The sequence below is a fragment of the Corallococcus sp. CA047B genome (assembly GCF_003612065.1).
In the GTDB taxonomy this organism is placed as follows: Bacteria; Myxococcota; Myxococcia; order Myxococcales; family Myxococcaceae; genus Corallococcus; species Corallococcus praedator.
The window spans coordinates 23,096-33,746 of the sequence record NZ_RAWD01000062.1; the positions used below are offsets into that span (position 1 = coordinate 23,096).

At 71.8% G+C, this 10,651-nt stretch carries 10 protein-coding genes; 6 read left to right on the forward strand and 4 right to left on the reverse strand.

Annotation, left to right across the window (positions count from 1 at the left end):
* Positions 1-304 precede the first annotated feature (304 nt).
* The 3 genes from D7X74_RS12900 to D7X74_RS12910 all read right to left on the reverse strand — a co-directional run bounded on the left by D7X74_RS12900 (position 305) and on the right by D7X74_RS12910 (position 4,169).
* Positions 305-1,372 carry a hypothetical protein gene (locus D7X74_RS12900; RefSeq protein ID WP_120533241.1) on the reverse strand — a complete coding sequence of 356 codons (1,068 nt, stop codon included), beginning with the start codon at positions 1,370-1,372 and terminating at the stop codon, positions 305-307.
* Positions 1,373-1,502: 130 nt separating this feature from the next.
* Positions 1,503-2,063, reverse strand: a complete 561-nt coding sequence (locus tag D7X74_RS12905) for a DUF2378 family protein (RefSeq protein ID WP_120533242.1) — start codon at positions 2,061-2,063, stop codon at positions 1,503-1,505.
* Positions 2,064-2,243: 180 nt separating this feature from the next.
* Positions 2,244-4,169, reverse strand: coding sequence for a DUF4365 domain-containing protein (locus D7X74_RS12910; protein ID WP_147446554.1), 1,926 nt, complete (start codon positions 4,167-4,169; stop codon positions 2,244-2,246).
* Positions 4,170-4,267: 98 nt separating this feature from the next.
* Between D7X74_RS12910 and D7X74_RS12915 the strand changes: the two genes are divergently transcribed.
* The 3 genes from D7X74_RS12915 (at position 4,268) to D7X74_RS12925 (ending at position 7,540) form a co-directional block, all read left to right on the forward strand.
* The gene (locus D7X74_RS12915; RefSeq protein ID WP_199741813.1) at positions 4,268-5,716 is read left to right on the forward strand and encodes a hypothetical protein; all 1,449 of its coding nucleotides are present in this window, start codon (positions 4,268-4,270) and stop codon (positions 5,714-5,716) included.
* Between the two features lie 44 nt (positions 5,717-5,760).
* Positions 5,761-6,624, forward strand: coding sequence for an ATP adenylyltransferase (locus tag D7X74_RS12920; RefSeq protein WP_120533245.1), 864 nt, complete (start codon positions 5,761-5,763; stop codon positions 6,622-6,624).
* A gap of 100 nt (positions 6,625-6,724) precedes the next feature.
* Positions 6,725-7,540, forward strand: a complete 816-nt coding sequence (locus D7X74_RS12925; RefSeq protein ID WP_233595508.1) for an SAM-dependent methyltransferase — start codon at positions 6,725-6,727, stop codon at positions 7,538-7,540.
* A gap of 13 nt (positions 7,541-7,553) precedes the next feature.
* Here D7X74_RS12925 and D7X74_RS12930 read toward each other — a convergent pair whose 3' ends face one another.
* Positions 7,554-8,087 carry a hypothetical protein gene (locus D7X74_RS12930; protein ID WP_147446555.1) on the reverse strand — a complete coding sequence of 178 codons (534 nt, stop codon included), beginning with the start codon at positions 8,085-8,087 and terminating at the stop codon, positions 7,554-7,556.
* 141 nt (positions 8,088-8,228) lie between these two features.
* On the opposite strand from D7X74_RS12930, the gene D7X74_RS12935 reads away from it, so the two are divergent.
* From D7X74_RS12935 to D7X74_RS12945, 3 genes are all read left to right on the forward strand, one after another.
* The gene (locus tag D7X74_RS12935; RefSeq protein ID WP_120533247.1) at positions 8,229-8,744 is read left to right on the forward strand and encodes a sigma-70 family RNA polymerase sigma factor; all 516 of its coding nucleotides are present in this window, start codon (positions 8,229-8,231) and stop codon (positions 8,742-8,744) included.
* Positions 8,737-9,462, forward strand: a complete 726-nt coding sequence (locus D7X74_RS12940) for a hypothetical protein (protein WP_120533248.1) — start codon at positions 8,737-8,739, stop codon at positions 9,460-9,462. The genes D7X74_RS12935 and D7X74_RS12940 overlap by 8 nt, the downstream gene beginning before the upstream one ends.
* A gap of 119 nt (positions 9,463-9,581) precedes the next feature.
* Positions 9,582-10,651 (forward strand): caspase family protein (locus D7X74_RS12945; RefSeq protein ID WP_199741814.1); only part of this gene is annotated, 1,070 nt, incomplete at its 3' end.

Here is a 10,651-nt window from a genome sequence, read left to right on the forward strand (position 1 = left end):
GGGGAACGGCGGGCCGTCACCCCACAGGGTGGCCACGGATGCGCCCCACCACATGCGAACGCAGGCCCCACCCCTCCTGTCCGGACGGCATCGCGGGCCCGTGGCCGCAAGTTCCTCCCACCCCAGTCGCTGGAGCGGGGCAGGACGCGAGCCCTGCCTCCGCCTCCGTCCTCTCCGCGAGAGGCTCGGGCGGGAAGGGATGAAGGCGTTGCCTCCGCCTCCGCCGCCGCTCTTCGCGCGAGCAGCCCCCCTGCTTGTCGGGCCGCCTCGCGCACCGGCTGGGACAAGCGCTGCTCCTGCTGCGTCAGCCCGTTTCGCGGACCGGATCCGGCGTGTCCTCGCGTGCGAGCGCGGTGCCGTCCCACGGGATGTAGCGCACGCCCGGCATGGCCTCCGGCGCGTGAAACTCCAGCGCGCCCACGGTGGAGGTGAGCTTCTTCGTGGGACGCCACGCGGCGAACGGGTGGGGCCGGGAGAAGAGCTCCATCTCGCACTGGGCCACGTCGCTCTGCGCCACCAGCACGTCCCAGCCCTTCGGGTCGCGGTACGCGTAGCCCACCAGCGTGCGCGGGTCGCACCACGCTCGGCCCTTCATCGCCACCGTGGCGGACGTGGCGCTGAACGCCAGCTCTCCCCGCGAAGGCGACGTCACGCGCGTGAAGAGCATGTTGGGCATCTCATGGAACGTGTGCTCCGCGTCGCCCGTGCGCAGGTAGATGGGCGCGAGCCTCGGGTGGCCCGGCTTGCGCTGGGCGCGCACGATCATCGCCTCCAGGCGCGCGTCCGGATCCTCGCGGAAGCGCGGGCAGTACAGCCACGTCAGCTCCTCCAGCCGCCGGGTGCCCCACAGGTGCTTCTGCAGGCCGGGCGCGCCCTTCACCTCATAGCGCTCGCCGTCCACCGTCACCGTGCCGTCGAAGGTGATGTCGTCGTGCACGTGGGCCACGCGCGTGGGCAGGGGCAGGAGCGCCGTGCCGCGCGGCTCGCGGCGCACCGGCGGGCGTCCCTCCGACGTGAAGCGCAGGTCCCACGCGATGGCGTGCTCCCCGGAGGCCACCTGCCCGTGGCACCTGCCAGGGGCGAACTCCGAGTCCCCGATGCGCACCCCCGACGGCGAGAGCGTGCTGAAGGCCGTGGCCGGGTGGATGGACTTGAGCGCCACCGCCGGCCGCGTGGGTGACGCGCAGTCGAACGCCGCGGCCCACATCGTGGCGCGCGGCTCCCCGGGCGAACCCGGGGCCGGGGTGAACAAGGTGTAGCGCAACCACCAGGCGCGGTCCCCGCCAGGGTCGAGCACCACCAGGAACCAGATTTCGAAGAAACCCCGCTGACCGTTCCAGCGCGGCAGGTTGGCGCGCTCGTTCGACGGCATTGGATGCAGCCCCCTCTTCAAGGGCGCGATCCCGGCACCGCTCCCAGACGTTCCACGCTGGCAGATGGAGCCCGGTGCGAGCAAGGGGCCCCCGGTCTCGGATCCGCCGAGTCGCGCGGGCCCCGGTGCTTCAGGAGCCCGGCACGCCCCAGGTCACGCGGTAGGTGACGCTGTCGTCGTCGTACTGCACGACGTCCACCTGCGTGGTGGGGCCGCTGGCCGCGCGCACCGTGGCCAGCATCACGCCCTGCTTGAAGTAGCGCAGCAGGCCGGGCTCGTTGAGCCACAGGTCCGCTTCGCGCTCGCCGCGCTCGGTGATGCGGACCTCGGTGTAGTTGTTGCCAGTGCGGAAGCTGTGCTGCGTGCGGTGCAGCATCCGCTTGGGGCCGATGAGCCGCAGCACGCCCAGCAGGGCCCGGCCCACCATGGTGTCCCGGTAGCCGTCGATCATCCGCTCGCCCAGCATCCGCCACGCCACCGGATCCGGCTGCTCCGGGTGCAGCGACTTCGCGGTCAGCGCCACGCAGCGCGACCACGTGTCCAGCGAGTACGCGGGCTGGAGCGGTCGGTCCAGATCCAACCCCTCCTTGCGCAACTGCTCCTTGAGCGAGAAGGACACCTTGCCGGACAGTCCCCGGACGAAGAGTCCCTCGACGATGGTCGGGAAGACGAGTTTCTCGGCGGAGGCCATGGTGGGCCATTCCTCCCAGCCCTCCCGGTCCGGGTCAAGCCCTCCAGGCCGGATGACGTCCTTCGCTGGAAGCTCCTGTCATCCCCCAGGGCCATTCCCCCGGGCCATACGGACCCGGGCTGGTTGATACAATCCACGTAAAACAAGACAGAGCTTTTATCCCCGGGGTCAGGTCGGGGGTCACCGTTCGGGGAAGAGTCCTTCGTCCGTCCCGTCCAGGTGGCGGAAGAACGTCCGGGCCGGTTCCTCCAGGCCGCGCAGGTACTCCATGTAGCCCCCGAGGGGGCCTCCTCCGGAGCGCGCGGTGAGCTGGCGTTCGGCCTCCTCGTAGAAGTGTTCGCCATGGTGGCGCAGCGCGAACCAGAGGAGGGAGATGCGCAGCAGTCCCGGGGCCTGTCCCGAGGCGTGATTGAGCGATTCCATGGCCTTGAAGCAGGCCGTCACATCGCGGTGTCCCGTGAGGATGGCCCGGGCCAGCCACGCGTTCGCCCCCAGCCCCGGCTCCATGTCGGCCTTGAGCTGCGCGTAGTGCGCCCAGGCGAGCTCGCACAGGGGATCCCACTGGAGCGCCTCCTGCAACGCCGCGAGCTGGAGCCATGGATCCTCGAGGATGATGGCCTCGGAGGCGCGCTTCCAGGCGCGGCCCACCTGACGATGGCCGCTCCCGAAGAGCTGCTCGAGCATGGGCGCGGTGAAGTGTTCCAGCACCCGTTGCGGCTCCAGCTCGGGGTTCCGGTCGAACCACTGTGCGTACAGGCGGTCGGCATCGCTGAACCTCCGCAGGCGGAAGTACGCCCTCGCGAGCAGCGCCGTGACGCGGCGATCCTCGCTCAGCGTCGCGGTGTACGTGTAGCAGGCCACCGCCTGTCGGGCGCATCCGCGCAGCAGCAGGGCTCCCGCCATCGCGCTCCACCAGTCATCGCGTTGCAGGTGGCCCAGGTCGTTCATCGCCGCCAGTCGCAGGTGGTGCACTGCTTCCCTGCCGAGTCCGGACACGCGCAGGTGCTGGGCGAGGTGGGCGTGCAGGGCGCCCCTGTCGGCGGCCTCGTTCGTCCGCTCCAGGAGGTGCTTGAGCATGGCCCGGTAGCGCTGCGGGGCCTCCGACCCTCGGACGAAGGGCCGGCTTCGCAAGACCTCCAGGCCCACGCGGGCGGCGAGCACGGCCTGGGGTGTCAGCTCGCGGGCCGCGAGGATCTCCGCCGCGCCGAGCACGTCCTGGAAGTCCTCCGTCGCGAACAGCACGTTCCACACCACGGGCTGCAGGAGGAGGCGGGAGGCGGTGCTTCCGGGCCAGGCGCTGGACGCGAGTGCTTCCACCAGCAGCGCCGCCGCGTCGTCACGGAGGCCCGCGAGCGAGAGCGCCATCGCCGCGATGAGCCGCACCACGCCAGCGGCCTGCTCCGCGCTCGGCTCCGGAGGGAGGGACGTGGGCAGGGCGTGGTGGAGGTCCGAATACGCGACCCGGAGGGTGCTCCAGTCGGCGGCCACCTCCAGGACGAGCTCCGCCGGCCCGGACTCCAGCGTCACCCGGGGACGGGCCGTGTCCAGCCAGGAGGCCACCGCGTCGTGGACCTCCTGCGAGATGCCGCCCGGCGGCAGCTCCAACCGCACACGCACGGGGGCCGGCTCCGGCACGGCTTCTCGCGCTCCGAAGAACCCCCGGACTTCTTCGAGCAGCTCGTCAGGCTCCCGGGCCCGGAGCGCCTCTTCCAGCCGCAGGCAGACGGTCTGCTGGAAGTCCCACCGCATGCGCTCCTCGGCGGAGTGCGCGGCCGCGAGGCGATGGACCCACGCGAAGAACAGCCCGTTCGTGGGCGCATGGAAGCCGACGAGCATCACCGGATGCGCCGCGTCCAGGTACTCCCGGAGCCGCTCGGCCCGGAAGGTGACGGTCACCCCCGTGTCATCCCCCTGGCCGTCGTCGGTGGCCTCGATGCCGGCGAAGAACGCGGGGCCCAGGGCCTTGCGGTGCCCGAAGGGCTGCACGCGGGCATCCAGGCCGTGCTGCCGGTGCGGGTCCTGGACCCTCCATTCCGGAGGAAGGGCTTCATGGAAGGCCCGCCGGGACAGTGTTTCAAGGACCTGCGCTCGCGGTCGGGTCGACATCCGGCACCCCGGAGGAAGGGAGTGCGGGACTGTAGTCCGGAAAGGGGGAGGTTGCCTCGCGCGGTCATCTGGTAGCGTCCTGTCGTCCTGGCTCCCTGATGACGTCCCGTCCCCAGCCGTTCCTGCTGCTGTTGCTGTGCGTGCTGTGCGCGCTCCCGGCCCTGGGTGCCCGGCCGGTGCCCGCCTCCGCGGCGGACGGCATGGCGATGCTCCAGCGCATGGAGACCGCCCGCGTCCAGGGCTCCCCCAGCGCGCTGCGCCGGGAACTGGAGGCGCAGGAGGCGAAGACGCCCAAGGACCCGATGCCCCGGCTGTACCGGGCCTTCCTCGCGCTGCCCTCCGATGAGAGCTTCAGCGAGTTCAAGGCGATCGCGGTGCTGTATCCGGAGAACCCCTGGCCGCACGTGGGCATGGGGCTCGTGTACGTGCGCTGGAAGATGCTCCAGGAGGCGGGTGCGCCGCTGGAGGCCGCGCGCAAGGCGGTGCCCGGCTTCGCGCCCGCGCTCTGGGCGGATGGCCTGCGCCTCCAGGCGGAAGGCAAGCCCGCGGAGGCGGAAGGGCGGCTGCGCGAGGCGCTCGCGAAGCTGGACATCCCGCGCATCCGCACCGACCTGGGACTGCTCCTCGCGGGCCGGCCGGGCGGGGCGGCGGAGGCGCGGGCGCTGCTGGCCCGCTCGGTGAAGGACTGGCCGGAGCAGCCCGAAGCGCTCCAGGTGCTGTCGCGGCTGGCCGGGGAGGCGGGGGATGCGAAGGCGGGCGCGGAGGCGGGCGCGTTGCTCGTCGCGCTCCAGCCGCATGACCGCGAGGCGCACCGGCGACAGGCGGAGGCGTGGCTCGCCGTGGGGGACAAGGCGCAGGCGGTGAAGATGCTGGAGCGTTACGCGACGCTCGGGGGCGCGGAGCCCGCGGTGCTCTCCTCCTGGGTGCGGCTGAGCGCGGAGCTGGGACGCCCCGAGGACGAGGAGAAGGCCCTGGTGCGCTTGAGCGCCGCGACCCCGAAGGATCCGGAGCCGCTGTCGCGCCTGGCCAGGCTGGCCGAGGCCCGGTCGGATGCGGCCGCCACCGAGGCGCGCCTGGAGCAGGCGGTGGCGCTCGCGCCCAACCGCGCGGACCTCCAGGTGCGGCGGGCGCGGCTGTTCCTCCAGCAGGAGCGCTTCGTGGACGCCATGGCCGCGTACCGCGCGACGCTCGCCGCCACCGAGCGTCCGGTGCCGGAGGCGGTGGCGGAGACCGCGGAGCTGAGCCGCAAGCTGCACCTGCCCGCGACGCCCGCGAAGGGCACGGTGGAGCAGATCTACGACCGGGTGTCGCTGGGGCTCGTCGCGCTGTACCTGGAGCACCTCCAGGCGAAGCCGGACCTCAAGGGCAACCTCAAGGTGCGCGTGGACGTGGACCCGACGGGCAAGCCCACGAAGGTCGTGGTGCTCTACGACAGCCTCCAGGACGCGCTCATCACCCAGAGCGCGCGCGTCGCCTTCATGGACGCGCAGTACCCGCCCGACACCGGACCCCAGGAGCACCAGTACGTCTTCCGTCCCCCGCGCTGAAGGCCCGGCCTTCCCGCGACACGACCGACCGGGAGTTTTCGTCCGTGAACGCCTCACCGCTGACGCCCGAAGCCCTCTGGCCGCGCACGCTGGCGGTGACCCGACACGCGCTGGAGACCGGCGCGTTGCAGCCCATCACCACCGAGGCGCGCACCGTGGTTGAGGCGGGCGCGACGTTCCAGGTGCGCGTGCTGGGGCGGGTGGCGCTGAAGGAGCGTCCCCGGCCGGTGCCCGCCGGCGCGGCGCCTTTCAACCCGTTCGCGCACCCGGAGCCGGACCTGCTGCTGGGGGACGTGGCGCCCGCGCACGTGTGTCTGCTCAACAAGTTCAACGTGGTGGAGCACCACCTGCTGCTGGTGACGCGCGACTTCGAATCCCAGGACGCGCTGCTGACGGTCGGGGACTTCGACGCGCTCGCGACGTGCCTGGAGGGGCTGGACGGGCTGGCCTTCTACAACGCGGGGGAGATCGCGGGCGCGAGCCAGCGGCACAAGCACCTGCAGCTCGTGTCGCCGCTGGGGCCTGACGCGCTGCGGGCTCCGGTGGAGGCGCTGCTCCCCGCGCTGCCGGGACCGGGCCGCGTGGTGTCGGCGGGGGCGTTGCCCTTCCTCCACCTGCTGGTGGGACTGGGGCCCTGGACGGCTCCGGCCCCGGGGGCCCGGATGCTGGCGGCGTACCAGTTGCTGCGCGATGCGTTGGGGCTGGGAGACACGTCGCCGTACAACCTGCTGGTCACCCGGGACTGGATGCTGCTCGTGCCCCGGAGCCGCGCGGAGCACCTGGGCGTCAACGTCAACGCGCTGGGGTTCGCGGGCTCACTGCTGGTCCGCACGCCGGAGCAGTTCGACGCCGTCGCCACGCTGGGACCGTTGGAATTGCTGCGCCAGGTCACGGGCCTGCTTCCGTAGGAACGGTGCAACCGCGAGAGCGGGTCGGCACAATGGGCAGTCAGTTGCTTCACCCACGTCGCGATGACGTGGGTGGGGGGCCCTACCGAGGGAAGCGGCGATGATGGATGTGAATGAACTGGCCCGGGTGCCAGGGGTGAACCCCCAGGTTCCCGACGCGGCGCGGATCTACGACTACACGCTGGGCGGCACGCACAACTTCGAGGCGGACCGGCAGGCGGCGGAGTTCCTGTTCTCGCTGCTGCCCGCGACGCGCAAGTGGGTGCGGATGCTGCGGGCGTGCCTCCAGGTGGCGGCGAAGCGGCTGTCGTCGGAGGGCTACACGCACTGGGTGGACTTCGCGTCCGGCCTGCCCACCAACGACCACGTTCACGGCGTACTGCCGCCGGACGTGAAGGTGCTGTATTCGGACATCAACCCGCTGACGATGGCGCAGGCGCGCGTGCTCCTGGGCGACGACCCTCGCGTGCGCTACCTGGAATGCGACATCCGTCAGGCGAAGGCGTGCCTGGAGCGCGCCGACGTGCGCGAGTTCCTGGGCGGCGAGCGCAAGGTGGCCCTGGGCGCCAATGGCATCACCGTGTTCCTCAAGGCGGAGGAGAACCGGAAGTTCTTCCGCGACCTGTATGACTGGGCCGCGCCGGGCACGAAGCTCTTCACCACCTTCGAGACCAAGGACCCCGCGAAGACGACGCCCCAGTGGGAGCAGTTCGTGGGCATGTTCCAGAAGATGGGCGAGTCCTTCGAGCTGTTCTCCCTGCCCGAGTACCTGAAGCTCTGCGAGCCGTGGACCCCCGGCCCCGGCGGCGTCCTGACGGTGCGTGAGTTCCTGGGCCTGCCCGAGGGCTACATCACCGAGCAGGACCGGGAGGGCGTGGGCATCGAGTTCTATGCCGTCATCCTGGAGAAGAAGTAGCCGGTGGCGCTCCTCAGCAGCGTTCGCCCTCCAGCGCGCACCGGCTCGCCGCGCACGGGGTGAACGGTGGGTTCGCGCAGCCCGACGCAGGGCAGGCACAGGTGGTGACCTTGTGCGTGGTCGGGTTGCAACAGGGGCCGTAGGCCGTGCCGGGGTCCCCCGGGCCTGCGTCCATGGGGCCCGCGTCGGTGCCTCCATCGGTGCCTGCGTCGGTGCTGGTGCCTGCGTCGATGCTGATGCCGCCGTCGGTGCTGGTGCCTGCGTCCGTGTTCACGCCAGTGCCCGCGTCCCGGGATTGCTCCATCCCTCCGTCCGTGCCGAAGCCGCCGCAGGACTGACTGAGCGACTCCGCGCAGGTGCCCTCGGCGCAGGCTCGGAAGGCGGCTGGGCAGCCGTCGGGAGATTCACAGCGGCACGTGTCCACCTGGCCGGAGACGCAGCAGACGGCCCACGTCACCTCGCCCAGGGGGTCCAGGTCCTCGTACAGCGGGTCGAAGCACCCCGCTCCGAGCAGGGCGAGCAGGACGGCGGGCAGGAGTCGGTTCACGTGCGGTTGGGACACCCGACGGGCGCGGCCTGGGACATGCCGCCGGGGCGCGGCTAGTATCCCACACCCCGTTTCGGATTCGATGTCCCAGGCCACCGGGCCCGGGTGTCACAAGCACGAACAGGAAGGTCGGACACGCGGATGGCGAGCGGGCTCGGTGCGGAGGAGCTCAGGGAGCTCTACGAGCGCTTCGCGCCCGTGGTGCACCGTCGTGCGCTCGCCTTGCTCGGCCGTGACGCCGATGCGTGGGACATCGTGCAGGAGGTCTTCGAGCGCATGTTGACGGCAGGCGCGCGGTTCCGACGGGAGGCCCGTCCCATGACGTACGTGTACCGCGTCACGACCAACCTGTGCCTCAACGCGCTGCGCTCGCGCCACCTGCGCGAGCCGGCACTTCCTGAGCGCGAGGAGTCCGCGGCCCTCACCCCCAGTCAGTGGGAGGCCGCCGACTTCATCCGCCACCTGGTGGGCCGGATGGGCGAGCGCGAGCTGGAGGTGGCCACGCTGCACTTCTTCGATGGGCTGACGCAGGAGGAGATCGCCCAGATGCTGGACGTGTCGCGAAAGACCATCGTCCGCGACCTGGAGTCCATCCGGAAGAAGGCCGCGGAGCTGGGGCGGTTGCCGGGAGAGCACCTGGAGGCGGGCCGTGGCTGAGCACCTCTCGCGGTTGGAATTGGATGAATGGCTTTCGGGCCTGGATCCGTCGGGTCGCATGGGCGCGCACGTGGCGTCCTGCGCGACGTGTGGGCCCGTCGCGGAAGAGCTGCGGCAGGCGCGGGAGTCGAGCCTGCGCGCGCCCCGGGCGGCGACGGTGTTCGCGAAGCTGGAGGCGAAGCGCGCCCAGCCGGCGCGTGCGCGCTGGAGCTGGCATTGGGGCGGGCCACTGGTGGCCGCGCTGGCGGTGGGGCTGGTGCTGGTCGTCTACGTGCCGAAGGGCACGGAGGACGGCGTGCGGCTGAAGGGGAGCGTGGGGCTGCGGCTCCTGTCGGAGGGCGGCGCGCCCGTGACGAGCGCGAGGCCCGGCGAGCACGTGACGCTGGCGGTGGGGACGGGAGCGCACCGGAACGTGTTGGTGCTCGCGGTGGATGAGGCGGGCGCGGTGGACGTGCTCTGGCCGCAGGGGGGGCGGATCAGCGCCACGGTGGAGCCCGGGGCGGAGGTGAAGTTGTCGCCGCCGTTGGAGGTGACGCCGGGGTCGGTGGCGCTGCATGCGTTCTTCTCGGACACGCCGCTGCTCGCGGACGAGGCGAAGGCGGAGCTCCTGTCGCGCATCGCGGATGCCCGGGCGAGGGGACGGGGGCCGCTGGACGCGGTGACGCCTGACGGGCTCGGGAAGGCGAGCGCCCACGCGGTCCTGCGAGTCGCTCCATGAGGCAGGCCCTGTGCAGGCCCCTGCGGTCCTGCGGGTCGCTCCAGGAGTCAGGTCCTTCGCAAGCGAGTCGCCTCATGAGGCAGGTCGTCCCCAGGCCCACGGCTTCCGCGAATCGTCCGATGACGCGGTGGCTCTCCACGATGGCGGGGTTGCTTGCCGCCCTCTGCGTGTTCGTGGCCCCGCTCCAAGCCCGCGCGGCGGAGGAGGCGCCGCGACGCTGGGCGCTGGTCGTGGGGGAGAACCAGGGACTGCCCGGTGAGGAGCGGCTGCGCTTCGCGGAGGCCGACGCCCGCCGGATGCGTGAGGTCCTCCAGGAAGTGGGCACGGTGCCCCCGGAGCGCACCGTGACGTTGCTGGGCACGGATGCCGCCACGCTGCGTGAGGCCCTGACGCGCTTCCAAGCGCGGCTGTCCTCCGAGGCCACGGCGCGCGACTGGCTGGTGCTCTACATCTCCTCGCACGCGGGCGACGGCAGCCTGCACCTGCGAGGCACCGAGCTGCCGATGCGCGAGCTGGTGGACTTCCTCAAGGGATCGCCCGTGGGCGTGGGGCTGCTCATCCTGGACTCGTGCCGCTCCGGCGTCGCCACGCGCCTGAAGGGCCTCAAGCCCGTGGCCGCGCCCATCACGATGGAGGCCGCGGACCTGGAGGGGCGGGTCGTCATCAGTGCCTCGGGTGCGGACGAATACGCGCAGGAGTCGGACGCGCTGCAGGGCTCCTATTTCACGCACCACCTGGCGACAGGCCTGCGCGGCGCGGCCGATGCGTCGCGCGATGGGCGCGTCACGCTGGAGGAAGCCTACCGCTACGCCTACGCGCGCACGTTGGAGTCCACGCTTGTCTCACCGGGAGGCTTGCAGCGTCCGACGTTCCGGATGGACCTGCGCGGACGCGGGGAGCTCATCCTCTCCGAGCCGCAGCAGGCACGGGGACGGCTGACATTGGATGTGAAGACGCCGGGCCGCTGGTTGGTGCTTTCCTCCGAAAGCGGCGCGCTGGTGGCGGAGCTGGAGAAGGGCGAAGGCCCCACCACGCTCGCGGTGGCGCCGGGGGCGTACCGGCTGCTCTTGCGCGCGGAGGAAGGCTACCTGGAGCGCGCGGTGACGGTGCCCGTCAATGGCAGTGCCTCGGTCGGGGGCGCGCCGCTGGAGCAGGCCGCGAGGTCGCGGCTCGCGCGCAAGGGTGGGGT

Coding starts and splice junctions, on each gene's coding strand:
- D7X74_RS12925 (WP_233595508.1), top strand. CDS start 6,725: ATGATGGATGTGAATGAACTGGCCCGGGTGCCAGGGGTGAACCCCCAG.
- D7X74_RS12900 (WP_120533241.1), bottom strand. CDS start 1,372: ATGCCGTCGAACGAGCGCGCCAACCTGCCGCGCTGGAACGGTCAGCGG.
- D7X74_RS12910 (WP_147446554.1), bottom strand. CDS start 4,169: ATGTCGACCCGACCGCGAGCGCAGGTCCTTGAAACACTGTCCCGGCGG.
- D7X74_RS12915 (WP_199741813.1), top strand. CDS start 4,268: ATGACGTCCCGTCCCCAGCCGTTCCTGCTGCTGTTGCTGTGCGTGCTG.
- D7X74_RS12905 (WP_120533242.1), bottom strand. CDS start 2,063: ATGGCCTCCGCCGAGAAACTCGTCTTCCCGACCATCGTCGAGGGACTC.
- D7X74_RS12935 (WP_120533247.1), top strand. CDS start 8,229: ATGGCGAGCGGGCTCGGTGCGGAGGAGCTCAGGGAGCTCTACGAGCGC.